This is a genomic window from Streptomyces griseicoloratus, from assembly GCF_014534645.1.
Lineage (GTDB): Bacteria > Actinomycetota > Actinomycetes > Streptomycetales > Streptomycetaceae > Streptomyces > Streptomyces griseicoloratus.
The window spans coordinates 88794-113144 of the sequence record NZ_JACVQF010000238.1 but is presented as its reverse complement, the minus strand read 5'-3'; the positions used below and the strand labels follow the sequence as shown (position 1 = coordinate 113144).

Annotated in this window: 24 protein-coding genes; 12 read left to right on the top strand and 12 right to left on the bottom strand. The window is 72.6% G+C overall.

Translation table 11 applies throughout. The annotated features are described in order from the left end of the window. Window positions 1–62 precede the first annotated feature (62 nt). Window positions 63–707, top strand: coding sequence for an HAD family hydrolase (locus tag H0H10_RS38010; RefSeq protein WP_188185783.1), 645 nt, complete (start codon window positions 63–65; stop codon window positions 705–707). Here the strand turns inward: H0H10_RS38010 and H0H10_RS38005 are convergent. Then, window positions 674–934, bottom strand: coding sequence for a hypothetical protein (locus H0H10_RS38005; protein ID WP_188185782.1), 261 nt, complete (start codon window positions 932–934; stop codon window positions 674–676). The two genes, H0H10_RS38010 and H0H10_RS38005, sit on opposite strands and share 34 nt — an antisense overlap. A 172-nt stretch (window positions 935–1106) precedes the next feature. Between H0H10_RS38005 and H0H10_RS40855 the strand changes: the two genes are divergently transcribed. After that, window positions 1107–1490 carry a cold-shock protein gene (locus tag H0H10_RS40855; RefSeq protein WP_188185781.1) on the top strand — a complete coding sequence of 128 codons (384 nt, stop codon included), beginning with the start codon at window positions 1107–1109 and terminating at the stop codon, window positions 1488–1490. A 35-nt stretch (window positions 1491–1525) separates the two neighbouring features. Here the strand turns inward: H0H10_RS40855 and H0H10_RS37995 are convergent, their stop codons facing one another. Genes H0H10_RS37995 through H0H10_RS37980 form a run of 4 tightly spaced genes read right to left on the bottom strand, consistent with a single transcriptional unit; the run spans window position 1526 to window position 5022 of the window. Then, the gene (locus tag H0H10_RS37995; RefSeq protein WP_188185780.1) at window positions 1526–2374 is read right to left on the bottom strand and encodes a 1,4-dihydroxy-6-naphtoate synthase; all 849 of its coding nucleotides are present in this window, start codon (window positions 2372–2374) and stop codon (window positions 1526–1528) included. Further along, entirely contained in the window at window positions 2364–3074 is a 711-nt protein-coding gene (locus H0H10_RS37990) for a futalosine hydrolase (protein WP_309141999.1), read from the bottom strand. The genes H0H10_RS37995 and H0H10_RS37990 overlap by 11 nt, the downstream gene beginning before the upstream one ends. An 11-nt stretch (window positions 3075–3085) precedes the next feature. Continuing rightward, window positions 3086–3574, bottom strand: a complete 489-nt coding sequence (locus H0H10_RS37985) for a DUF2771 domain-containing protein (protein WP_223181037.1) — start codon at window positions 3572–3574, stop codon at window positions 3086–3088. A 59-nt stretch (window positions 3575–3633) separates the two neighbouring features. After that, the gene (locus H0H10_RS37980; protein WP_188185779.1) at window positions 3634–5022 is read right to left on the bottom strand and encodes an MFS transporter; all 1389 of its coding nucleotides are present in this window, start codon (window positions 5020–5022) and stop codon (window positions 3634–3636) included. Window positions 5023–5390: 368 nt separating this feature from the next. On the opposite strand from H0H10_RS37980, the gene H0H10_RS37975 reads away from it, so the two are divergent. Beyond that, complete coding sequence (locus H0H10_RS37975; RefSeq protein ID WP_188185778.1) at window positions 5391–6317, top strand: DUF3027 domain-containing protein; 927 nt, start codon at window positions 5391–5393, stop codon at window positions 6315–6317. Between the two features lie 537 nt (window positions 6318–6854). Further along, window positions 6855–9977 (top strand): sacsin N-terminal ATP-binding-like domain-containing protein, encoded by a 3123-nt coding sequence (locus H0H10_RS37970; RefSeq protein ID WP_188185777.1) that lies wholly within the window; start codon window positions 6855–6857, stop codon window positions 9975–9977. Window positions 9978–10014: 37 nt separating this feature from the next. Here the strand turns inward: H0H10_RS37970 and H0H10_RS37965 are convergent, their stop codons facing one another. Continuing rightward, window positions 10015–12408, bottom strand: a complete 2394-nt coding sequence (locus tag H0H10_RS37965; protein WP_188185776.1) for an HAD-IC family P-type ATPase — start codon at window positions 12406–12408, stop codon at window positions 10015–10017. A gap of 129 nt (window positions 12409–12537) precedes the next feature. Beyond that, window positions 12538–12789, bottom strand: a complete 252-nt coding sequence (locus tag H0H10_RS37960; RefSeq protein ID WP_188185775.1) for a DUF2530 domain-containing protein — start codon at window positions 12787–12789, stop codon at window positions 12538–12540. 171 nt (window positions 12790–12960) lie between these two features. Between H0H10_RS37960 and H0H10_RS37955 the strand changes: the two genes are divergently transcribed. After that, on the top strand, window positions 12961–14418 hold the full coding sequence (locus tag H0H10_RS37955) for an NCS2 family permease (RefSeq protein ID WP_188185774.1): 1458 nt from the start codon (window positions 12961–12963) through the stop codon (window positions 14416–14418). Window positions 14419–14428: 10 nt separating this feature from the next. Here H0H10_RS37955 and H0H10_RS37950 read toward each other — a convergent pair whose 3' ends face one another. After that, window positions 14429–14617 (bottom strand): ribbon-helix-helix protein, CopG family, encoded by a 189-nt coding sequence (locus tag H0H10_RS37950; RefSeq protein ID WP_309141998.1) that lies wholly within the window; start codon window positions 14615–14617, stop codon window positions 14429–14431. A gap of 149 nt (window positions 14618–14766) precedes the next feature. On the opposite strand from H0H10_RS37950, the gene H0H10_RS37945 reads away from it, so the two are divergent. After that, entirely contained in the window at window positions 14767–15204 is a 438-nt protein-coding gene (locus H0H10_RS37945) for a MarR family winged helix-turn-helix transcriptional regulator (protein ID WP_188185772.1), read from the top strand. A 26-nt stretch (window positions 15205–15230) separates the two neighbouring features. Then, a complete protein-coding gene (locus H0H10_RS37940) occupies window positions 15231–16586 on the top strand; it encodes an MFS transporter (protein ID WP_188185771.1) in 1356 nt (451 codons plus the stop codon). Window positions 16587–16605: 19 nt separating this feature from the next. Here the strand turns inward: H0H10_RS37940 and H0H10_RS37935 are convergent, their stop codons facing one another. After that, window positions 16606–17193, bottom strand: coding sequence for a Uma2 family endonuclease (locus tag H0H10_RS37935; RefSeq protein ID WP_188185770.1), 588 nt, complete (start codon window positions 17191–17193; stop codon window positions 16606–16608). A 115-nt stretch (window positions 17194–17308) separates the two neighbouring features. Between H0H10_RS37935 and thpR the strand changes: the two genes are divergently transcribed. After that, window positions 17309–17881, top strand: coding sequence for an RNA 2',3'-cyclic phosphodiesterase (gene thpR, locus H0H10_RS37930; RefSeq protein WP_188185769.1), 573 nt, complete (start codon window positions 17309–17311; stop codon window positions 17879–17881). Window positions 17882–18017: 136 nt separating this feature from the next. Here thpR and H0H10_RS37925 read toward each other — a convergent pair whose 3' ends face one another. Further along, the gene (locus H0H10_RS37925) at window positions 18018–19010 is read right to left on the bottom strand and encodes an aldo/keto reductase (protein WP_188185768.1); all 993 of its coding nucleotides are present in this window, start codon (window positions 19008–19010) and stop codon (window positions 18018–18020) included. A gap of 169 nt (window positions 19011–19179) precedes the next feature. Here H0H10_RS37925 and H0H10_RS37920 point away from each other — a divergent pair, with 169 nt between their 5' ends. Continuing rightward, window positions 19180–19938, top strand: coding sequence for an aminoglycoside adenylyltransferase family protein (locus tag H0H10_RS37920; RefSeq protein ID WP_188185915.1), 759 nt, complete (start codon window positions 19180–19182; stop codon window positions 19936–19938). Here the strand turns inward: H0H10_RS37920 and H0H10_RS37915 are convergent. Beyond that, on the bottom strand, window positions 19920–20600 hold the full coding sequence (locus tag H0H10_RS37915; protein WP_188185767.1) for a GDSL-type esterase/lipase family protein: 681 nt from the start codon (window positions 20598–20600) through the stop codon (window positions 19920–19922). The two genes, H0H10_RS37920 and H0H10_RS37915, sit on opposite strands and share 19 nt — an antisense overlap. 88 nt (window positions 20601–20688) lie before the next feature. Here H0H10_RS37915 and H0H10_RS37910 point away from each other — a divergent pair, with 88 nt between their 5' ends. Beyond that, the gene (locus H0H10_RS37910) at window positions 20689–21672 is read left to right on the top strand and encodes a WD40 repeat domain-containing protein (protein WP_188185766.1); all 984 of its coding nucleotides are present in this window, start codon (window positions 20689–20691) and stop codon (window positions 21670–21672) included. On the opposite strand, the gene H0H10_RS37905 is transcribed toward H0H10_RS37910, so the two are convergent. Beyond that, complete coding sequence (locus H0H10_RS37905) at window positions 21646–22434, bottom strand: TetR/AcrR family transcriptional regulator (protein ID WP_188185765.1); 789 nt, start codon at window positions 22432–22434, stop codon at window positions 21646–21648. The two genes, H0H10_RS37910 and H0H10_RS37905, sit on opposite strands and share 27 nt — an antisense overlap. Before the next feature lie 87 nt (window positions 22435–22521). Between H0H10_RS37905 and H0H10_RS37900 the strand changes: the two genes are divergently transcribed. Continuing rightward, window positions 22522–23496 carry an ATP-binding cassette domain-containing protein gene (locus H0H10_RS37900; RefSeq protein ID WP_188185764.1) on the top strand — a complete coding sequence of 325 codons (975 nt, stop codon included), beginning with the start codon at window positions 22522–22524 and terminating at the stop codon, window positions 23494–23496. Beyond that, on the top strand, window positions 23493–24344 hold the full coding sequence (locus tag H0H10_RS37895) for an ABC transporter permease (protein WP_188185763.1): 852 nt from the start codon (window positions 23493–23495) through the stop codon (window positions 24342–24344). Before H0H10_RS37900 ends, H0H10_RS37895 begins: the two co-directional genes overlap by 4 nt. Window positions 24345–24351 lie beyond the last annotated feature (7 nt).

Below are 24351 nucleotides of genomic sequence, written 5' to 3'. Positions count from 1 at the left end.
CGTGCACAGCCCGTGCCCCGCCCCGGTGAGGGACGCCCCGCCGCCCCGGCACAATGGCTCTCATGTCCTCCACGACCCGCCCCGCACCGACCGTCGGCTTCGATCTCGACATGACCCTGATCGACTCGCGCCCCGGCATCCGCGCCTGCTACCTGGCGCTGACCGAGCGGACGGGCACGTACGTCGACGCCGACCTGGCCGTCACACGGCTCGGGCCGCCGCTGGAGGAGGAGCTGGCGCACTGGTTCCCGGCGGAGCAGATCGCGGCCACCGCCGCGCTGTACCGCGAGATGTACCCCGCCTACGCCGTCGCGGCCACGTCCGCGCTGCCCGGCGCCCGGGAGGCGATAGCGGCCGTGCGCGCGGCCGGCGGACGGGCGATCGTCGTCACCGCCAAGCACGAGCCGAACGCCAGGCTGCACCTGGAGCACCTCGGCATCGAGCCGGACGCGGTCGTCGGCGACCTGTGGGCCGAGCGCAAGGCCACGGCGCTGCGCGAGCACGGCGCGGACGTGTACGTCGGCGACCACCTGGGCGACGTGCGCGGCGCGCGCACGGCGGGCGCGTACTCCGTGGCCGTCGCCAGCGGCCCGTGCAGCGCGGACGAACTGCGCGCCGCGGGCGCCGACACGGTCCTCACCGACCTGACGGAATTCCCGGAATGGCTCGCCGCCTACCGGGAGGGGTTCGAGGCCGCGCGCGCCTGACGCCGCCCCGCCGCGACCGACTGGAGCACGCCCGCACCGGCGATCAGGAACCCGACTCCCATCAGCATGCTCAATCCGAACATGTATGTGGGAAAGGGAGCCGTCCCCAGAAACAGCGGGGCCACCGTGACCAATGTGGCCGCGGCACCGATGAAGAAGACGATCGCACCGGCGCGGATCAGCCGATCACCGGGCGCGGCGGAATTCGTTTGGGTTTTGTCACGCACCCGACCAGGGTAGTTCCCAGCGCGAGGGAACAACCGGGCGACGTCTTGTCACCGGCCCGAAGACCATTAGCCTTGGTACCGGCGGGTCCGACGACCCGCCCGAGTGCTATCAAGAGCCGTTTCAGCAGTAGCCAGCAGCAGTTTTCCGACGAGTACGAGGACGAGGACAGACGTGCCTACCGGCAAGGTCAAGTGGTTCAACAGCGAGAAGGGCTTCGGCTTTCTCTCCCGCGACGACGGCGGTGACGTCTTCGTCCATTCCTCGGTCCTCCCCGCCGGAGTCGAGACACTGAAGCCCGGGCAGCGCGTGGAGTTCGGCGTCGTCGCCGGACAGCGCGGCGACCAGGCCCTTTCCCTGACCGTACTGGAGCCGGCCCCCTCGGTCGCCGCCGCGCAGCGCAAGAAGCCCGACGAACTGGCCTCCATCGTCCAGGACCTGACGACGCTCCTGGAGAACATCACGCCGATGCTGGAGAAGGGCCGCTACCCCGACAAGTCCTCCGGCAAGAAGATCGCCGGGCTGCTCCGCGCGGTCGCGGACCAGCTCGACGTCTAGGAATCCAGGGCCTGCCGGACAGGCCCTGGCGTCCGTCAGGGGAAGGCGAGCGCGTCCGGGCCGAGGGCCGGCACCAGTCCCTCGGCCGCCGCGCGCGTCAGCAGTCCCCGGACCGCCGCGTACCCGTCCTCGCCGAGGCCGGCGGTGAACTCGTTGACGTACAGCCCGATGTGCTGGTCGGCGACGGCCGGGTCCATCTCCTGCGCGTGCTCCATGACGTACGGGCGGGAGACCTCGGGGTCGTCCCAGGCGGCGCGCACGGACGTACGGATCGAGTCGGCGAGCAGGGTCAGCGTCGCGGCGCCCAGCGACCGCCTGGCGATGATCGCGCCGAGCGGGATGGGCAGCCCCGTGGTGCGCTCCCAGTGCTCGCCCATGTCGGCGAGCTTGTGCAGCCCGTAGTTCTGGTAGGTGAAGCGCGCCTCGTGGATCACGAGCCCCGCGTCGACCTTGCCGTCCCGCACGGCCGGCATGATCTCGTGGAACGGCATCACCACGATCTCCCCGACCCCGCCGGGCACGGTATCCGCCGCCCACAGCCGGAACAGCAGGTACGCCGTCGACTTCTCGCTCGGCACCGCGACCGTGCGCCCGCGCAGGTCGGTGTCCGCCTCCCGGGTCAGCACCAGCGGCCCGCAGCCCCGGCCCAGCGCGCCGCCGCAGGGCAGCAGGGCGTACTCGTCGAGGACGTACGGCAGGACGGCGTACGACACCTTCAGCACGTCGAACTCGCCGCGCTCGGCCATGCCGTTGGTGATGTCGATGTCGGCGAACGTCACGTCCAGCGCGGGCGCGCCGGGGACCCGGCCGTGGGCCAGGGCGTCGAAGACGAAGGTGTCGTTCGGGCAGGGCGAGTAGGCGATCTTCAGGGGCTCAGCGGTCATGTGGGTTCCAACTCGTCAGGACGGGCCCGAGCTTCCCGAAGGCATCCGTCAGGGCGGCGAGCGCGTCGCCGATGCGCCAGGCGGCACGGTCGCGCGGGCCGACCGGGTTGGAGACGGCGCGCAGCTCCAGCACCGGAACCCCGTGCGCGGCCGCGGCCTCGGCGACGCCGAAGCCCTCCATGGCCTCGGCCAGGGCGCGGGGGTGACGGGCGCGCAGCAGCGCCGCGCGCTCGGCGGTGCCGGTCACGGTGGACCCGGTCAGGACGGTGCCCGGGCGGGCCCCGGTCGCGTCGGCGACCGCGCGGACCAGCTCGGCGGGCGGATGGTGGGTGACGGTCCCGAAGCCGAGCTCGGTGACCGGGAGGAAACCGTCGGCCGTCTCGGCGCCGAGGTCGGCGGCGGTGATCGTGTCGGCGACGACGAGGGAGCCGACCGGCGCCCCGGGCGCGAAGCCGCCGCCGATCCCGGCGGAGACGACCAGGCCGTACGGGGCCGCGTCGAGGGCCGCGGCGGTCAGGGCGGCCGCCGTGGAGGCGGCGGCGAGGGCGGGGCCGACACCGGCCGCCAGGAGGTCGCAGGCGCCGTCCGGGACCCGGTGGAGCGTCACCCCGGGGCGGGGCACCTCCCGGACCGGTCCCGGGAACGCCCGGGCCACCGCGTCCCGTTCGGCGGGGACCGCGGTGGCCACGAGGACGCGCACGGAGGACGTGGTCAGTCGTCCTTCTTCAGCTTGAAGGACCACAGGCCGGTGGCCTTGTCGCTGTCGTCCTTGCCGTCGCCGGCCTTGACGGTCACCAGCGTCGAGTCGCCCTGGGCGCCGTACTGGGCGTTGAAGAACACGCTGCCGGGGACCGTGCGGTAGGTCTTGTTGCTGTCGTCGGTGAGCTGCTGACCGTTCATCAGGATCGTCCAGCGCTTGTCGGCGACCTCCGGGTCGACGCCGATGCGCACGGTCTCGTCCGGGTCGACCGTGATGGTGTCGACGTCCTTGTCCTGCAGGCACTTCTGGATCTCGGCGGTCGTGAGGACCTTGTCCTCACCGCCGCAGGTGGCCTCGGAGCTGACCGAGGAGCTGCCGACCGTGACCGTCGACATGGGCGTCGGCTGGTCACACGCCGACAGCAGGAGCAGTCCGGCGGATACGGCGCCGGCGGCGGCGACGGCGCGGCGGCGTCGCACAACGGATTGCAACGTGGTCATGGGCGAAGGCTATCTGGCATGCCCACCGCGTTCCCCACCTGGGTACGGCGTGCCGTACGTCACGCCACCCTCGGCCGTGCGCCGCCACCGTGCCGCGCCGAGCCGATCAGCCCCCTCGCGGTGGTCAGCCAGCCGGTGGCGACGATCGCCGCGGCCACCGACAGGCCCAGCGTGCCGTTCAGCGGCAGCACGATGCCGACCGCCCCGCCGAACACCCAGGACACCTGCAGCAGCGTCTCCGACCGGGCGAACGCCGAGGTGCGGACCTGCTCGGGCACGTCCCGCTGGATCAGCGCGTCCAGCGACAGCTTGGCCAGCGCCTGCGCGAATCCGGCCATCGCCGCCAGGACCGCCACCAGGACCGCCCCGAAGAACACCGCGGCGGTGACCGCGGCGCCCAGCACGCACGCCACGACCGTCACGATGATGATCTCCGGCGCCCGCGCCCGCAGCCAGGCGCCGACGGCCGTGCCGAGCGCGTTGCCCGCACCGGCCGCGACGCCCACGATGCCCAGCGACACGGCCGCGCTCTGGCCCGTCATCGGATGCTCGCGCAGCAGGAAGGCCAGGAAGAAGATCAGGAAGCCCGACAGGCAGCGGATGGCGGCGTTCGCGGTCAGCGCGTGGGTGACCGCCGGGCCGACCGTGCGCAGCCCGGGACGCTTGACCGGCCGCCGGCGCGGCACGTGCAGATGGTGCTCGTCCGCGGCGAGCAGCGCCCGGTCCTCGCCCCGCGCCGAGTCGACCTTCGGCGGCAGCGTGAAGGACAGGAACGTCCCCACCACGAAGATCACGAAGGCGCCGTACAGCGGCCAGCGCGGCCCGAGCTGCTGCAGCCCCGCCCCGATCGGCGCGGCGGCCCCGGTGGCGAGCAGCCCGCAGAGCGTGACCCGCGAGTTCGCCTTCACCAGCGAGAAGCGGGGCGGCAGCAGCCGGGGCACCACCGCGCTCCTGACCACGCCGTACGCCTTCGAGGCGACCAGCACGCCCAGTGCGGCCGGATACATCTCGATGCTGCCGGTGATGACCGCCCCGGACAGCACCAGCGCGAGCAGCGCCCGGGCCGCCATGGCCGTCGCCATCGCCGCGCGGCGGCCGTGCGGCACGCGGTCCAGCAGCGGGCCGATCACCGGCGCGAGGAGCGTGAACGGTGCCATGGTGATGGCGAGGTAGAGCGCGACCCGGCCCCGGGCCTCGTCGGTGGGGACGGAGAAGAAGACGGTGGAGGCGAGGGCGACGGTGATCATGACGTCCCCGGCGCCGTTCACCCCGTGCAGTTCGATCAGTTTGCCGAGGCCGGACTCGCCGGCGCCGTGCGCGTGCGTGGCCCGGCGGATGCCGCGGGCCGTGCCCGTCACCGGCAGGTGCAGGGCGCGGCCGACCGCACGGAACCGCCCGGGACCGCGTCCCCGGCTCCCGCCCTTGAACTCCGTCCGCGCGGCTGCCACCCCGTCATAGTGCCCCGAGAGCCCGGCGTATAGCGCCGATACGGCGCGGATGGCGCTGATCGGGTCGGTCCGGGCACCCCCGTGGACGGCGGCTGCGCGACCGGCCCGGGCCGGGCCCGGAGCCGGTCCGTGCCCTCGCCGAAACTCCCGTCGGTGTAGGCCCAGCGCACATGAGCAGGTAGCGTGCGTAGCGCGCCGTGGCGAACGTTCTCGGCCGCGCGCCGTACGGCCATCCCGCAGAATGGATGACGTAGGTGTGCCCGAGCGCGATCGGGCGCGGACGTCGACGCGGTCCACAGGTCCGCTCCGTCCGCCCCTCGCAGGCAGCGGCGCACTCGTGAGACGGCGTATGGAGAGAAGCGATACCTGTGAGCGCAGCGACAACGCGAAGCCGCACCCCCGACCGCCTGTGCGCCGAGGCGGTCGACCTCGCCCGGGCCGCGGCGGAGGAGGCGGCCGCGCCCGGCGTGGTCGGCGAGCACGAGGGGCTCGTGTCGGAGGGTGACCGCGTCGTCACGCACTTCTTCGCCTGCAAGGAACTCGGGTACCGGGGCTGGCGCTGGGCCGTGACGGTGGCCCGCGCCTCCCGCGCCAAGATCGTCACGGTGGACGAGGCCGTGCTGCTGCCCGGCCCCGACGCCGTGCTCGCCCCCGAGTGGGTGCCGTGGAGCGAGCGGCTGCGGCCCGGCGACATGGGCCCCGGCGACCTGCTGCCCACCGACGCCGAGGACCTGCGTCTGGAGCCGGGCTGGTCCGGCGAGGACGAGCCGCCGCCGAACTCCGCCGTCTCCCACGAGATGGCCGACCTGGTGGAGGCCGAGGACGCCGAGGTGACGGCGGGCCCGCCGGCCGGGCTGCCGGCCGTCCCGGCGCGCGGTTCGATCGCGGCGGTTGCCGAGGAACTGGGCATGCGCCGGGCCCGGGTGCTGTCCCGGTACGGCCTGCACATCGCGGCCGACCGCTGGGAGGAGGCGTTCGGCCCCAAGACGGCGATGGCCCAGGCGGCCCCCGCCTCCTGCGCCTCCTGCGGCTTCCTGACCCCCATCGGCGGCTCCCTGGGCCAGGCGTTCGGCGTGTGCGCCAACGAGTTCTCACCGGCCGACGGGCGGGTCGTCTCCCTGGCCTACGGCTGCGGAGGCCACTCCGAGGCCGCGGTCATGCCGAGGCCGCCGCAGCCGGCTCCGCCGGTGATCGACGAGACGCGGATCGACCCGTTCCCGCTGCGGCCGGCGTCGGACTCCGGGTCGGTGCCGGTGACCGAGGACGAGTCCTCGGCGGAGCTGGGGCATTCCTGAGCCGTGCCCTGCCGGGTGGGGGGCGGGTGCGGTTGCCGTCGTGCCGGGTGCGCGCCGGCGGCGGGTGCGGGTGCGTCGTGGCGCGCGTCCCCGGGGGCTGCGCCCCCGGACCCCCGGTCGGCCCTGACGGCCTCGTCCTCAAACGCCGGACGGGCTGGAAGGTGGCGCTGACGGCGATCGGTGGCTGATCGTCGGTTGGGCTGGGAGGTGGCGCTGACGGCGTTCGGGCTGATCGTCGGCCGGGCTGGGTAGTGGCGGCGGCCGTGGTGCGGTGGCTGATCGTCGGTCGGGCTGGGAAGTGGTGCTGAGCGGCGCTCGGTGGCTGGTTGTCGGTCGGGCCGGGAGGTGGCGCGTCCTCGGTGCCGCTGGGGATGGGGCTGTGGCGTGGGACGGCTGGTCGCCCGGTGGGGCGGCGGGCGGCGTAAAGCGTCGGGGCGGGCTGAGAATGGTGTTGACCGGGGCTCGACGGCTGATCGCCGGACCGGCGGGTCGGCGTCCTCGCGGTACCTTCGTGATCCGTCGATGAGGAGAGTGACCGTGAGCAAGTTCGTGCGGCCCGCCGCCGAGGGCGCGGACCCGTTCGGTACGGCACGTCTGCGGCGCGGGGTGCTGGACGCCTGGGCGACGAGCCCCGCCCGGTTCCGTGAGGACGCCAACGCCGAGGAGGACCTGGTCCTCGGCGGCTACCGGGACCGGCTGGTCGTCGAGCTCGCCCAGAACGCCGCCGACGCGGCCGCCCGCGCGGGTGTGCCCGGCCGGCTCCGTCTCACCCTGCGTGACGGCGTCCTCGTCGCCGCCAATACCGGCGCCCCGCTGGACGCGGCCGGCGTCGAGTCGCTGTCCACCCTGCGTGCCTCCGCCAAACGGGACACCGGCGCCGGTGCCGTCGGCCGGTTCGGCGTCGGCTTCGCCGCGGTCCTCGCGGTCACCGACGAGCCCGCCGTCGTCGGCCGGCACGGCGGCGTGCGCTGGTCCCTGGCCGAGGCCCGGGACCTGGCCGCCGACACCGCCCGGCACAGCCCCGGCCTCGGCGACGAGATCCGCCGCCGCGACGGGCACGTCCCGCTGCTGCGGCTGCCCTACGCCGCCGAGGGCACCGCCCCCGACCCGTACGACACGGTCGTCATCCTCCCGCTGCGCGACGCGGCCGCCGCCGACCTCGCCGAGCGGCTCCTGCACGCCGTGGACGACGCCCTCCTGCTGGCCCTGCCCGGTCTGGAGGAGGTCGTGATCGAGACGACGGAGGTCCGCACCCTGCGGCGCCGCAGCGCGGGCGCCCTGACCGCCGTGGACGACTCCCGCGAGGGCGTCACCCACTGGCGCACCACCGCCGCGCACGGCCCCCTGACCGCCGACCTCCTCGCCGACCGGCCCGTCGAGGAGCGGCTGCGTCCGCACTGGTCGGTCACCTGGGCGGTGCCCGTCGACAGCGAAGGTGCCCCCGTCCGGCCCCGCACCAGCCCCGTCGTCCACGCCCCCACCCCCAGCGACGAGCCCCTCGGCGTCCCCGCCCTGCTCATCGCGTCCTTCCCCCTGGACTCCACCCGCCGGCACGCCGCCCCCGGCCCGCTGACCGACTTCCTGGTGCAGCGGGCGGCGGACGCCTACGCCGGACTCCTCGCCGACTGGCGCCCGGTCACCGCCGGGATCATCGACCTCGTGCCCGGCCCGCTGGGCAAGGGCGAGCTGGACGGCGCGCTGCGGCAGGCGATCCTCGACCGGCTGCCGCGTACCTCCTTCCTGCCCCCGGCCGTCCCGCCGGCGGAACACGGCGACGAGGACCTGCCCGAGTCGCTGCGGCCCCGTGATGCCGAGGTGGTCGAGGGCGCGGGCGCCGACACCGTGCGGGTCCTCGCCGAGGTGCTGCCCACCCTGCTGCCCGCCGGACTGGAGCGCCGCGCGGAACTGCGCGCCCTGGGCGTGGCCAGGGTCCCGCTGACCGACGCCGTCGACCGGCTGGCCGGGCTGGAGAAGGAACCGGACTGGTGGCGGCGCCTGTACGACAGCCTCGCCGGGGTCGACCCCGACCGGCTGTCCGGGCTTCCGGTGCCGCTGGCCGACGGCCGTACGACCATCGGCCCCCGGCAGGTCCTGCTGCCCACCCCGGACGCGGCCCCCCTCGACCCGGAGATCCTCGCCCGCCTGGGCCTCAAGGTCGCCCACCCCGACGCCGCCCATCCCCTCCTGGAAAAGCTCGGCGCCCTCCCGGCCGTCCCCCGCGCGGTGCTCACCACCCCGCAGGTCCGGGCCGCCGTCGCCGCGTCCCTGGACGACGAGGGCGGCACGAGCTGGGAGGAGGACGCCCTCGACGCCGAGGAACTGGCCGACACGGTCCTCGGCCTGGTGCGGGACGCCGGACTCGAGCCCGGGGACGAGCCGTGGCTGGGCGCGCTCGCCCTGCCCGACGAGGACGGCGAGCCGGCCCCGGCCGGCGAACTCGTCTTCCCCGGCGGTCCCTTCGCGCAGGTGATGCGCGAGGGCGAACTCGCCGCCGTGGACCTCGAACTGGCCGAGAAGTGGGGCCCCGGGCCCCTGGCGGCCTGCGGTGTCCTCGTCGACTTCGCCCTCGTCCGCGCCACCGACGTCGTCCTCGATCCGGACGAACTGGAGCCCCGCGAGGGCGACTTCGCCGAGCCGGACGACGCGGGCCTGCTGGACGCGGTGGACGTGTGGAGCGAGGACGTCCTCGACCGCTTCCCGGACACCCCCGTCCCGCCGGTCGCCACCGAGATCGTCGCCGTACGCGATCTGGACCTCGTCGACGACGACAAGTGGCCGCAGGCGCTGGCGCTGCTGTCGAAGCCCCCGCTGCGCGACGCGATCGTCGAGCCGGTGCGGATCCTGCTGGCGGACGGCACGCACGAGGTCGTACGCCCGTACACCGCCTGGTGGCTGCGCGGGCACCCGGTGCTCGGCGGCCGCCGCCCGGCCGGTCTGCGCGCCGCCGGCGGGGACCCGCTGCTGCGCGGCCTGTACGACGAGGCCGACGCCACGGGCTTCGAGGACGAGCAGGTGCTGCGGGCGCTGGGCGTACGGACGTCCGTCGCGGCGCTCCTGGACGAGCCCGGCGGCGCGGCGGAGCTGCTGGACCGCCTCGCCGACCCCGACCGCCCGGTCACGGCCGCCCAGCTCCACGCCCTGTACGGGGCGCTGGCCGAGCTGGACCCCGAGCAGGTGACCCTGCCGGACGAGCTGCGTGCCGTGGTCGACGGCCGGGTCGAGGTGGTGGACGCCGCCGACGCGGTGGTCGTCGACTCGCCCGACCTGCTGCCCTTCACCTCGGGCGTGCCGCTGCTGCCCGTGCGTCCGACGCGGGCGGCCGAGCTGGCGGAGCTGTTCCAGGTGCGGCGGCTGAGCGAGTCGGTCACCGGCCGGGTGGACTCCGAGGGCGCCGAGCACGACGTACCGGAGCCGGTGCGGGTGCTCCTCGGGGCGCGGACCCCGATGTGGTACGTCGAGCACGAGGAACTCGTCGTCGACGGTGTGGAGATCGACTGGCGGCTGACCGACGACGGTGTCCTGCACGCCGCGACCCTGGAGGGCGTCGCCGCCGGGCTCGCCTGGGCGGCCGGTCAGTGGCCGCGCCGGTTCGAGGTGGCGGCGCTGCTGGAGGACCCGTCGCGGACGGAGGAGCTGGCCCGCGACCGCTGGTTCGACTGAGGCGCAACCCCTTGAGGGGCTCGACCCCAGCCGATCGTCACGCCGGGAAGCGGCGGTCCACCCACCTCCACAGGAGCTCCAGGGCGGCCGCCGCCACCGCCGCGATGGCGACCGCCGCCCAGGGCATGGTCACCCCGACCAGCCTCAGCGCGAAGAAGTCCTGGAGCCACGGCACCACGAGCACCACCACGAATGCCGCGCCCATCGCGGCGACCAGCGCGACGCGCCACCAGGTGTAGGGGCGGGCGATGATGGCCAGTACCCACATGGAGACGAGGAACAGCGTCAGCGTCGCCGCGCTCGTCTCCGCGTCCAGGGCCCCCGGGCCGGAGTAGTGGTGCCGGGCGACCAGGTACGTCGCGAAGGTCGCCGCCGCGGCGACCACTCCGCCGGGGATCGCGTACCGCATCACCCGGCGCACGAAGTTGGGTTTCGCGCGTTCCTTGTTCGGCGCGAGGGCCAGGAAGAAGGCCGGGACGCCGATCGTGAGCGTGGACAGCAGGGTCAGGTGCCGGGGCAGGAACGGGTACTCGACCTGCGAGCACACCACCAGGATCGCCAGCAGCACCGAGTACACGGTCTTCACCAGGAACAGGGTCGCGACCCGGGTGATGTTCCCGATGACCCGGCGGCCCTCGGCCACCACCGACGGCAGCGTGGCGAAGCTGTTGTTCAGCAGCACGATCTGCGCGACCGCCCGGGTGGCCTCCGAGCCGGAGCCCATCGCCACCCCGATGTCGGCGTCCTTCAGCGCCAGGACGTCGTTCACCCCGTCCCCGGTCATCGCGACCGTGTGCCCGCGCGACTGCAGGGCGCCCACCATGTCCCGCTTCTGCTGCGGGGTGACCCGCCCGAACACCGTGCCCTCGTCGAGGGCCGCGGCCATCCCGTCCCGGTCGGCGGGCAGCCGGCGCGCGTCGACGGTCGCGCCGGACAGCCCGAGCTTGCCGGCCACGGCGCCGACCGACACCGCGTTGTCGCCGGAGATGACCTTGGCGCGGACGTTCTGATCGGCGAAGTAGCGCAGGGTGTCGGCGGCGTCCGGCCGCAGCCGCTGCTCCAGGACGACCAGCGCGGTCGGCGCCGGGTCCTTCGCCACCTCGGGGTCGTCGAGGTCCCGGCGGGTGCGGGCCAGCAGCAGTACCCGCATGCCCTGCTCGTTGAGCCGGCCGGTCTCGGCGAGGGCGGGGTCGTCCTCGGCCAGCAGCACGTCCGGCGCCCCCAGCAGCCAGGTGCTCGTCTCGCCGTCGCCCTCGCTGAAGGCGGCGCCGCTGTACTTGCGGGCGGAGGAGAACGGCAGCGCCTCGGTGCAGCGCCACTCCTCGGCGTCCGGGTACGCCTCGATGACGGCCCGCAGGGAGGCGTTCGGGCGCGGGTCGGACTCGCCGAGGGCGCCGAGGACCTTGCGCACGTAGTCCTCGTCGGCGCCGTTCAGCATGCGCAGCTCGGTGACGTCCATGCCGCCCTCGGTGAGGGTGCCGGTCTTGTCCAGGCAGACGGTGTCGACCCGGGCGAGCCCCTCGATGGCGGGCAGCTCCTGGACGAGGCACTGCTTGCGGCCGAGCCGGATGACGCCGATCGCGAAGGCCACCGAGGTCAGCAGCACCAGGCCCTCCGGGACCATGGGCACGATGCCGCCGACCGTCCGGGCGACGGAGTCCTTGAGGTCGTTGTCCTTGACGATCAGCTGGCTGATGACCAGGCCGATCGCGGTCGGGACCATCATCCACGTGACGTACTTCAGGATCGTGGAGATCCCGGAGCGCAGCTCGGACTGCACGAGGGTGAACCGGGACGCCTCCTCGGCGAGCTGCGCGGCGTACGCCTCGCGCCCCACCTTGGTCGCGGCGAAGGCCCCGCCGCCCGCGACCACGAAGCTGCCGGACATGATCCGGTCCCCCGGCCGCTTGACGACCGGGTCGGCCTCACCGGTCAGCAGCGACTCGTCGATCTCCAGCCCGTCCGCCTCGACGCACACCCCGTCGACGACGGCCTTGTCCCCGGGCCCGATCTCGATGACGTCGTCCAGCACGATCTCCGACGTACTGACCTCGGCGGCCACCCCGTCCCGGCGCACGGTCGGTCTCACCTCGCCGATCAGCGCCAGCGAGTCCAGGGTCTTCTTCGCCCGCCACTCCTGGACGATGCCGATGCCGGTGTTGGCGAGGATCACGAAGCCGAACAGGCTGTCCTGGATCGGCGCGACGAAGAGCATGATCACCCAGAGCACGCCGATGATCGCGTTGAACCGGGTTAAGACGTTGGCGCGGACGATGTCGGCCAGGGAGCGGCTGCTGCGCACCGGTACGTCGTTGATCTGACCGCGCGCGACCCGTTCGGCGACCTCGGCGGCGGTCAGCCCGGTGGCCGGCGCGGCGACCGGAACGGGGTGCACAGGGTCGAGTTCGGCGCCCGCGTCGATGTGCGTCATGCATTCGACGGTACGTGCGGATCTACGGCTTCACCCGCCGAGTGGGCGGAAGATCCGACCTGGGTAGGACGGCCGGCGTGGACGGTGTGCTGCCGTGGTACTACGCGGAGCCCCGCTGTCGGCGTGGTCCTACGCGGAGCCCCGGGCCCGCTTGATCGCGGCGTCCCGCTTGCGCACGTACCAGATGCCGATCAGTCCGAGTCCGCCGCCGGCCAGACAGGTCCACAGCCACCAGGTGTGCCCGTGGTCGTCGAACCAGCCGTAGAAGGGGAGCTGTACCAGGAAGAGGACGAACCAGACGACGGTGCCGCCGGTGATGGTGGCGACCACGGGCCCCTCCAGGGGCTCCGGCGCCTCGTGCGTAGGTGTCCACTTCGCCATGCGTACAGCTTACGAGGGGGCCCCGTCCGGGCCTCCGCCGCACGGGTCTACGCGCGGAGATAGCGATCTGCGGCTCATACGTTCATACTGAACCCGTTTGTCTCTGACCGCTTTCATTCGTAGGAAACACCAACAAGGCCGTGGGGGAACCTGTTGGTGATGAGGTCTCGCATGTCCACCTCGGCCACCGCCAAGGTCCCCCCTTCCCCCGAGTCGCCCGAAGACCGCCGGCCCCCGCAGAACGCCGTCGACCGCTACTTCAAGATCTCCGAGCGCGGCAGCACGCTGGCCCGTGAGATCCGGGGCGGTCTCGCCACCTTCTTCGCGATGGCCTACATCATCGTGCTGAACCCGATCATCCTGGGCAGCGCGAAGGACATGTACGGCCACCAGCTGGACAACGGCCAGCTGGTCACCGCGACCGCCCTGACGGCGGCGTTCACCACGCTGCTCATGGGCGTCATCGGCAACGTCCCGATCGCGCTGGCCGCCGGCCTCGGCGTGAACTCCGTCGTCGCCCTCCAGCTCGCCCCGCGGATGTCCTGGCCGGACGCCATGGGCATGGTGGTGCTGGCCGGCTTCGTGGTGATGCTGCTGGTCGCCACCGGTCTGCGCGAGCGCGTGATGAACGCCGTGCCCTATGGCCTGCGCAAGGCCATCGCGATCGGCATCGGCCTGTTCATCATGCTCATCGGCCTCGTCGACTCCGGGTTCGTCACCCGGATGCCGGACGCCGCCCAGACCACCGTCCCGCTCCAGCTGGGCACGGGCGGTCACCTGGTGGGCTGGCCGGTGCTGGTCTTCGTCCTCGGCGTGCTGCTCACGCTGGCGCTGATCGTCCGCAAGACCCCCGGCGCCATCCTGATCTCCATCGTCGTGATGACCGTCGTCGCGATGATCATCAACGCCCTCGCCGACATCCCCACGTGGGGCCTGACCACCCCGGAGTGGCCCGGCAACCCCGTCGCCACCCCCGACTTCGGCCTGGTCGGCCAGGTCAGCCTGTTCGGCGGGTTCGAGAAGGTCGGCGTCCTGACCGGCGTCCTCTTCGTCTTCACCGTCCTGCTGTCCTGCTTCTTCGACGCCATGGGCACGATCATGGCCGTCAGCGACGAGGCGAAGCTGACCGACGCCGAGGGCCAGATGCCGGGCATCAACAAGGTCCTCCTCGTCGACGGTCTCGCGGTCGCCTCGGGCGGTGCCAGCTCCGCCTCGGCCACGACCTGCTTCGTGGAGTCCACGGCCGGTGTCGGCGAGGGCGCCCGCACCGGCTTCGCCAACATCGTCACCGGCGCGCTGTTCGCCGTGGCCCTGTTCCTCACGCCGGTCGCCACGATGGTCCCGTCCCAGGCGGCCACCCCGGCGCTGGTCGCCGTCGGCTTCCTGATCCTGGCCGGTTCGATCCGGGAGATCGACTGGGCGGACTTCACGATCGCCATCCCGGCCTTCGTGACGATGCTGATGATGCCGTTCACCTACTCGATCACCAACGGCATCGGCATGGGCTTCGTCGCCTTCTGCGTGCTGCGCCTGGCGGCCGGACGGGGCCGCGAGGTGCCGGTGGCGATGTACGCGGTGTCGGCGGTGTTCGCCTTCTACTACCTGATGCCGGCCCTGGGTCTGACCTGAGCCGCCGGGGTCAGGTGACCCCGTAGAACCGCTCCGTCTCCTCGACGGCGGACTGGAACCGCTCGTCGAAGTCATCCCGAATGAGCGTCCGGACGACATAGTCCTGGACGCTCATTCCTCTTTTCGCCGCATGGTTGCGGAGCCGCTCTAGCAGCTCCCCGTCTATCCGCAGGCTGAGCACGCTGGTCCCCATGGACACGAGGGTCACCTCGGGGGGCCGGGTGACGCGTCCATTTCCGGACGTAGCTCACTCGTACGGGTGATGTTCGGGTTTTCGTGGCCGGTGTCACGGGCACCCGACGGCACCTGCGGTGGTACTTCGTCAATCTAATGAGTTACCCTAAAGACATGCCGGACCTCAACCATGGCGACGACGCCGCCGCCGTGAACTCCCTGCGATCCGCCGTCATGCGGCTGTCCCGTCGGCTCAAGCACCAGAGGGTCGACGAGTCGCTCAGCCCGACCGAGATGTCGGTGCTGGGCACCCTGTCGAACTGCGGCAGCGCGACCCCGGGCGAACTCGCCCGCAAGGAACACGTCCAGCCGCCCTCGATGACCCGCATCGTGGCGCTGCTGGAGGCCAAGGGACTGGTGCGTCTGGAGCCGCACCCCGAGGACCGGCGCCAGAAGGTCGTGACGCAGACCGAGCAGGCAGTGGTGATGCTCGAGGAGAGCCGCCGCAAGCGGAACGCGTTCCTGGCCACGCTGGTCGAGGGACTCGACGAGGACGAGTGGGCGAAACTGCGCGCCGCCGCCCCCGTGCTGGAGAAGCTCGCACACCTGTAGGCAGCATTCACGAGGAGGCGAACCCTTTGAGTACGGGACCCGGAGCAGCTTCCGTCCCCGCACCGGACCACGACGACCCCGTTTCCCCGACCCCGCGCAAGCCCTCCATGTTCGCCTCCCTGAAGGTCAGGAACTACCGCCTGTTCTTCATGGGCCAGGTCGTCTCCAACATCGGCACCTGGATGCAGCGCATCGCCCAGGACTGGCTGGTGCTGAGCCTCACCGGCTCCTCGGCCGCCGTCGGCATCACGACGGCCCTGCAGTTCCTGCCGATGCTCCTCTTCGGCCTCTACGGCGGCGTCCTCGTCGACCGCCTGCGCAAGCGCCCCACGCTGCTGGTCACCCAGACCGCGATGGCCCTCACCGCCCTGTTCCTGGCCGTCCTCACCCTCACCGGCCACGTCCAGGTCTGGCACGTCTACGTCGCCGCGTTCGCGATGGGCCTGGCCACCGTCGTCGACAACCCCGCCCGGCAGTCCTTCGTCTCGGAGCTGGTCAGCCGTGACCAGCTGCAGAACGCGGTCAGCCTGAACTCCGCCAACTTCCAGTCCGCCCGCCTGGTCGGCCCCGCCGTCGCCGGTCTGATGATCACCGGCGTCGGCACCGGCTGGGCGTTCCTGTTCAACGGCCTGTCCTTCGTCGCGCCCCTCACCGGCCTGCTGCTGATGCGCTCCCGCGACCTGCACGCGGTCGAGCGCGCCCCGCGCGGCAAGGGACAGCTGCGTGAGGGCCTGCACTACGTCGCCGGACGCCCCCAGCTGATCTGGACCATCGTCCTCGTCGGTTTCGTCGGCACCTTCGGCTACAACTTCCCGGTGGTGCTGTCCGCCTTCGCCGACGACGTCTTCCGCGCCGGTGCCGGCACCTACAGCCTCTTCAACACCCTGATGGCCGTCGGCACGCTCGCCGGCGCCCTGCTGGCCGCCCGGCGCGGCACGGCCCGGCTGCGCCTCCTGATCGCGGCGGCCCTCGCCTTCGGCGTCCTGGAGGTCGTGGCGGCGATCGTCCCCGGCCTGTGGCTGTTCGCCCTGCTGATGGTCCCGATCGGCGTCTTCAGCATGACGGTCAACGTCACCGCCAACACCACCATCCAGATGTCCACCGACCCGGCCATGCGGGGCCGCGTGATGGCCCTGTACATGATGGTCTTCCTCGGCGGTTCGCCCGTCGGCGCCCCGATCGTCGGCTGGATCACGGACACCTACGGCGCCCGGGTCGGCTTCGCCGCCGGAGGGGCGATCGCGGCCCTCGCCGCGGCCGTCATCGGCCTGGTCCTGGCCCGCGTCGGCAATCTGCGCCTGTCGGTCGGCTGGCACCACGGCCACCCGCAGGTGCGGTTCGTGCCGCGGGAGCGGCGGGAGGAGCTGGCGCCGGCGGCGTAGCGCGCGGGGCGGGGGCGCGTCAGTCGCGCGGGAAGTCGTCGGTCTTGAGGACGAGGCCGACGGCCGTCCCGGTCAGGTCGACGTCCTCGCCGAAGCCGAAGCTGACGACGGCGTGGTACTTGCCGTCCTGCGGCTGGGTGTGCAGGTGCCACTCGCCGGTGTACGGGTCGACGATCAGGTACACCGGGACGCCGGCGGCGGCGTACGTGTCCTTCTTCGGCCCGTAGTCGTTGGCGGCGGTGTCCTTGGAGATGACCTCGGCGACGAACTCGATGTCCTCGTGGTGCCAGTGTCCCTTGTCGTCCCGTTGGGCTCCCTCGGCGAGGGCGACCACGTCGGACGCGAACCCGTTGAGACGCCCCGGGTAGTCCATGCGGACGTCGGACTTCACACGCTTGCGCGGGTACTTGGTGCGCAGCTGATCGTAGATGTCCGCGATGATGTCCCAGTGGGTGTCCCGCTGCGGCGTCATGAAGATGTGCCCCCCGACGATCTCGGTCTTGTATCCCTCGGGGACGGGCATCTTCTCCAGCCACTCGAACAGCATGTCGAGCGTGAGTTCGCCGCTGCTCTCGGCCATCTCGATCCTGTCTGCAAGGACGGTCATCGTGGCGCTCCTCCCCGGCCGCCCTCGACGCGAGTGCGGCCGCGCGGTACAACGATACGCACGGTGACCAGGACACGCGCGGACGTACACCAGTTCTCCGGGGGAGACTGACCCCATGAGACTGTTCGCCGCCGTCCTGCCCCCGGAGAACGTCACGGCCGCCCTCGCCGCCGAGCTGGCCGCGCTGAAGAAGCTGCCCGGCGCCGACCGGCTGCGCTGGACCGGCCGCCCGGGGTGGCACTTCACGCTCGCCTTCTACGGGGAGGTGGACGACGATCTCGTCCCCGACCTGTCGGCCCGCCTCGAGCGCGCCGCGGACCGCACCGAGCCCTTCTCGCTGGCCCTGCGCGGCGGCGGCCAGTTCGGGCACGGGCGGGCGCTGTGGGCCGGGGTGGAGGGCGGTGTGCGGACCATGCGGCTGCTGGCCGACCGCGCCGAGGCGGCGGCGCGCAAGGCGGGCGTGCCGATGGGGGAGCACCGCCGCTACACGCCCCATCTGACGCTGGCCCGCAGCCGCGAGTCCCACGACGTACGGGCGTACCTGGACGCCCTGGCCGGTTTCACGAGCCCCGAGTGGACCGTGGAGGAGCTGGCGCTGGTGCGCAGCAACCTGCCGAAGTCCGGGGTGCCGGGGGAGCGGCCCCGTTACGAGGCGGTCGCCCGCTGGCCGCTCGGCGCGTCCGGTTAGGCTCTCATCGTGGACCCGAAGACCCGGAACCGGATCATGGCCGGTGTGCTCGTACTGATGCTCGTGGTGGTGGCGGTGGCGGCGGCCCTCGGATAGCCGAGGAAGCGGCCGCCGGGCCGCCGCCCCGCCCACCGCGCTACCAGGCGAACGCCTCCGGGGACGGCCCCGGGCCCGGGAAGATCTCGTCCAGCCCGGTCAGCAGCTCCGGGGACAGCTCCAGCTCCACCGCCCGCAGCGCGGACTCGAGCTGCCCGGCGGTCCGCGGACCCACGATGGGGCCGGTCACACCGGGCCGGGTGAGCAGCCAGGCCAGTGCGGCCTCGCCCGGCTCGACGCCGTGCTTGTCGAGCAGGTCCTCGTACGCCTGCACCTGCGCGCGTACGGCGGGGTCGTTCAGCGCGTCGGCGGCCCGTCCGCTCGCCCGTCGCCCGCCCTGGACCTCCTTCTTGATCATGCCGCCGAGCAGGCCGCCGTGCAGCGGCGACCAGGGGATGACGCCCAGCCCGTAGTCCTGCGCGGCGGGGATGACCTCCATCTCGGCCCGGCGCTCGGCCAGGTTGTACAGGCACTGCTCGCTGACCAGCCCGATGGTGCCGCCGCGCCGGGCGGCGGTCTCGTTGGCCTGGGCGATCTTGTATCCCGGGAAGTTGGAGGAGCCCGCGTAGAGCACCTTGCCCTGCTGGACCAGTACGTCGATCGCCTGCCAGATCTCCTCGAAGGAGGTGGCGCGGTCGATGTGGTGGAACTGGTACAGGTCGATGTGGTCGGTCCGCAGCCGCTTCAGGCTGGCCTCGACCGACCGCCGGATGTTGAGGGCGGACAGCTTGTCGTGGTTGGGCCACGCCGGGCCGTCGGCGCCCATGTTCCCGTACACCTTGGTCGCGATGACGACCTTGTCCCGGCGGCCGGCGTCCTTGGCGAACCAGTTCCCGATGATCTCCTCGGTACGGCCCTTGTTCTCGCCCCAGCCGTACACGTTGGCGGTGTCGAAGAAGTTGATCCCGGCGTCCAGCGCCGCGTCCATGATCGCGTGGCTGTCGGGCTCGTCGGTCTGTGGACCGAAGTTCATGGTCCCGAGGACCAGCCGGCTGACCTTGAGTCCTGTGCGTCCGAGCTGCGTGTACTCCATGGGCCCCAAGCCAACGGCTTGGAGTGCGCTCCAGGCAAGGGTGTCCGCCGCGGGGGGAAACCGCCGGTCCCGAGGGCTCGCGGGTGAGGCCGAGGACGGTCATCGCGGGCCGGTGCAGCCGCGCGGTACAACGATACGCACGGTGACCGGGACACGGGAGGACGTGCATATGCCGGAGCGGGACCGTACCGACCATCTCGTCGCCCTCGTCCGGCGCCACCTCGGCGACGACGTCCTCGGCGTCTACGCGCACGGCTCCGCCACCCTCGGCGGCCTCCGTCCGCACAGCGACCTCGACCTCCTGGTCGTCGTGCGGAACCGCACGACGTACGCGCAACGCCGGGCGATGACCGAGGAGTTGCTGAAGGTCTCCGGTGGGGAGGGGCGGCGGCCCGTCGAGCTGATCGTCGTCGTACGGGACGAGGTGCGGCCCTGGCGTTACCCGCCGCACCGCGACTACCTCTACGGCGAGTGGCTGCGCGACGACTACGAACGCGGCCTCGTCCCCCAGCCGGAGGCCGATCCCGACCTGGCCCCGCTGCTGACGATGGTGCTGCGCGCCGACGCCCCGCTGTACGGCCCGCCGCCCGCCGGCCTGCTCGACCCCGTTCCGCCCGGGGACCTGCGGCGGGCGATCGTCGCCGGGGTGCCGCGCCTCATGGCGGACCTGGCCGACGACACCCGCAACGTGCTGCTCACGCTCGCCCGGATCTGGAGCACCCTCGCCACCGGTGACATCCGGTCCAAGGACGCGGCGGCCGACTGGGCCCTCGCACGCCTGCCCGCCGGGCACCGCCCCGTGATGGCCCGTGCCCGTGCGGTCTACCTCGGCCGGGAGGAGGAGCGGTGGGACGACCTGGCGGGGGCCGTCGGGCCGTGCGCCCGCTTCCTCACCGGGGAGATCGCACGCTACGACGACCCGGCGTAGGGGCCGCCCAGGTCCCACTCCGCGTACATCGCGTCCGCGAACGCCGCCGCGATCTTGTGCTCACCGCTCGCGTTGGGATGCGTGCCGTCGTAGGTGTCGGTGTGGATGTCGTACGACGCCGGGGGCGCGGCGAGCAGCAGCGGGGAGCCGGGTTCGTCGAGGTCTATGACGGTCTTCGCGAGGAGGTCGTTGAAGCGGGTGACCTCCGTGGCGAAGGACGGGTCGGCCTCGGCCCGGATGTTGGGGATCACCGGGAGGACGGCCATCCGCACGCGCGGGTCGGCCGCGCGTGCCTCGGCGACGAAGGCGCGGACGTTGTCCGCCGTCTGCTCGGCGTTGGTGTAGAAGCCGAGGTCGATCAGGCCCAGGGAGACCAGGAGCACGTCCGCGCGGCAGGTCCTGACGGTCTCGCGGATCAGCGGGGCCATGTGGAGCCAGCCCTCGCCCCAGCCGGCCAGGTGGGCCCGCGGGAAACCGGGGTCGGCGTAGGCGTAGGAAGTGGGGGTGTCCGTCGCCGGGTCGTGCAGGGCCTCGCGCGGACCGACGAGGGTGAAGGGACCGGCGTACGTGGCGCACAGGTGCTGCCACAGCCGGTAGCGCCACGTGTGTTCGCCGGCGCTCCCGATGGTCATGGAGTCACCGACGGACATGAACCTGAGCATCCGATCATCATGGACGATCGGCCCGGTCGCCGCGATGTGAGACCGGCCACCCGAGGTGAACGGCCCGTGGGGATGGCAGGCTTGGGGCATGCGCGGACCCTTCGCCCTGCTCGCCTCGGCCCTTCTCGTGGGCGCCCTCGCCGTGCCCGCCTCGGCCGCCGACGGGAGCGAGGGCGGTGACGGGAGCGACGGGTTCACGATCACGGACCCCCGCATCACCGAGTCCAGCGGCCTCGCCGCCTCCCGGCTGCACCCCGGCGTCTACTGGACGCACAACGACCAGGACGACGGGCCGTACCTCTACGCCGTGGACGGCGGCACCGGCAGGACCGTCGCCCGGATCGCCCTGTCCGGGGTCGGCAAGCCCCGGGACGTGGAGGCGATCGCCGTCGGACCGGGGAACCGCATCTTCGTCGGCGACATCGGCGACAACCTCGGCGGCACCTGGCCGCACGTGTGGATCTACGAGCTGCCCGAGCCGAAGGAGCTGAAGGACCAGACGGTCCGGGCCACGCAGTACGTCGTGAAGTACGAGGACGGGGCCCGGGACGCCGAGTCGCTCGTCGTGCACCCGAAGACCGGGCGGGTCTACATCATCGACAAGCAGGAGGACGGCGGGCATCTGTACGAGGGGCCCGCCGAACTGTCCGCCTCCGGCACCAACGTCTTCCGGCGCACCGCCGCCGTCGACCTGTGGGCCACCGACGCAGCGTTCTCCCCCGACGGCCGGCGGCTCGCCGTCCGCGGCTACTTCGGCGGGATCTGGTACGACTGGAACGACGGCGACATCCGGCGCAAGGGCCGGCTCAACGTGCCCCTGGGGCAGGGGGAGTCCGTCACCTACACCGCCGACGGGTCGAAGCTGCTGCTCGGGATGGAGGGCGCCGACAGCCCGGTGCGGGCCCAGGAGGCGCCCGGGGGCGGAGGCGAGTCCCGCACGCCGTCCGGTGGTGGGGACTCCGCCGGCGCCGGTGACGGGACCGGCGGGGACACGCTCAAGGTCGGGGCGCTCGGCCTGGTCGTCGCGTGCGCGGCCCTGTTCGGCCTACGACGGCTGTTCCGGCGGAGCTGAGCCGTCCGCCGCGCCCCGCGCGGCCACCAGCACCTCCAGCCCGTCCAGGATCCGCTGCAGTCCGAACTCGAAGTGGTCGAAGCCGGGGCCGAAGGTGTCCTCGGAGAGGGAGGCCAGGACGGGATAGCGGCCGCTGGTCATGACCTTCTCCAGCGCCGGCTGCTGGGCCTCCCAGAACTGGGCGTCCGTCAGCCCCGAGGTGCGCTCCGCCTCCTCCTGGTACACCTGCGTGCGGGCGGCCCCGACGACGTACCCGTCGATCGCGACGATCGCCGACAGCAGCTCCGGGTCGGACAGGCCCATGGGCTTGATCCGGGCGAGCACCTTCTCCATGCCGTCGAGGGCGCTCGGGCCGAGGATCGGGCGGGACTGGTTGACCTCCAGCAGCCACGGGTGGCGGCGGTAGAGGGCGAGGGTGGCGCGGCCCATGGCCTCCAGGGCCGCGCGCCAGGAGCCGTCGCCGAAGTCGGTCTCGTCGGCGGAGGGGCGCTGGACGCGGTCCAGCATCAGATCGAGCAGCTCGGCCTTGCCGGGGACGTAGCGGTACAGGGACATCGTGCCCGTGCCGAGTTCCGTGGCGATCCGGCGCATCGAGACCGCGCCGAGCCCGTCCCGGTCGGCGACGCCGACGGCGGCCTCCACGATCCGCTCCAGCGACAGGCCCGGTTTGGGGCCCCGGCTGGGCCGCCGGCCGGTGTCCCACAGCAGTTCGAGCGTGCGAGCGATGTCGCCGCTGCCGCTCCTCTCCGTACCGCTCGTCATGTGCGCAGTCTAGTTCCGCACCGAAAAACTGGGTACGGCGTACGCGCAATCGGGTACGGTGTACCCAGTTACTGGAAGGGGGACCCCATGAACGACGGTTACGCGGTCCGCGCGGAGGCCCTGGAGAAGCGGTACGGCGAGAAGCGCGCCCTGGACGGCTTCGACCTCGCCGTCCGGGAGGGCACCGTGCACGGACTGCTCGGGCCGAACGGCGCCGGCAAGACCACCGCCGTGCGCATCCTGTCCACGCTGATCCGGCTGGACGGGGGGCGGGCCCGGGTGGCCGGCCTGGACGTGGCCCGGCAGGCCCGCGAGGTACGGGCGCGGATCGGGCTCACCGGGCAGTACGCGGCCGTGGACGAGGTGCTGACGGGGCGGCAGAACCTGGAGATGTTCGGGCGGCTGTTCCACCTGGGCGGCAAACGGGCCCGGCTGCGGGCCGTCGAGCTGCTGGAGCAGTTCGACCTGACCGACGCCGCCGACCGGGGCGTCGGCAAGTACAGCGGCGGGATGCGGCGCCGGCTCGACCTGGCCGCCTCCATGATCCTCGCCCCGGCCGTCCTGTTCCTGGACGAGCCGACGACGGGACTGGACCCCCGCAGCCGGGGCGAGGTCTGGGAGTCCGTGCGGGCGCTGGTGGCGGGCGGCACGACGGTGCTGCTGACCACGCAGTACCTGGAGGAGGCCGACAAGCTGGCCTCCCGCATCACCGTCATCGACCAGGGCCGGGCCATCGCCGACGACACCCCGGACGGGCTGAAGAACCTGGTCGGCGGCGACCGCGTCGAGGTCGTGGTGGCCGAGCGGGCCGACATTCCGCGCGCGGTGAAGGTGGTCGCCCGGGTCTCCGACGGCGAGCCCGAGACGGACGAGGACGGACTGCGGGTGCACGCCCCGGTCACCGACCGGGTGAACGCCCTGACCGAGGTGGCGCGCACCTTGCAGGACGAAGGGGTCCGGGTGGAGGACATCGGGCTGCGCAGGCCCAGCCTCGACGACGTGTTCCTGCGCCTGACCGGACACCGCACCGACGTCTCGCAGCCGAAGGAGGCCGCCGCATGAGCGCCGTCGACACGAGCACCGTCGACACGAGCGCCGTCGACCTGACCGGTCCGGGCAGCCACGGACGCCTGTACTGGCTGCTCGCCGACTGCGCCAACATCGTCCGCCGCGGACTGACCCACTACCAGCGCCAGCCCGTCAACATCGCCTGGCAGCTGGGCTTCCCGATCCTGTCGGTGCTGCTGTACGGCTATGTCTTCGGCAGCGCGATGAAGGTGCCCGGAGGCGGCGACTACAAGGACTTCCTGATGCCCGGGATGTTCGTGATGACGATGGCCTTCGGGTTCATCAACACGGCGACCGTCGTCGTCTACGACTCCACCAAGGGCGTCATCGACCGGTTCCGCTCCATGCCGATGGCCTCCTCGGCGGTGGTCGCCGGGCGCGGTGTCACCGACCTCGTGGTCGCCTGCGCCGAGCTGGGGATCATGATGCTGACCGCGCTGGCCATGGGCTGGCGGCCGGACGGGGGCTGGGGCTTCCTGGGCGCGTTCGGGCTGCTGCTGTGGCTGCGGTTCGCGCTGATCTGGATCGGCGTGTGGCTCGGGCTCCTCGTGCCCAACCCGGAGGCGGCGGGCGGGCTGTTCGCGGTGGCGTTCCCGCTGACGATGATCTCCAGCATCTTCGTCGCCCCGCAGCTCATGCCCGACTGGCTGGGCTGGGTGGCCGCCTGGAACCCGATCTCCTCCACGGCCGCGGCCGCCCGCGAGCTGTTCGGCACGCCGGTCGGCGGCGGGGACTCCTGGGTCGAGCAGCACGCGCTGCTGATGGCGGGGGTGTGGCCCGTGGTACTGACGGTGATCTTCCTGCCGCTGGCGGTGCGGCGGTTCCAGAAGCTCAGCCGGTAGCGGACGG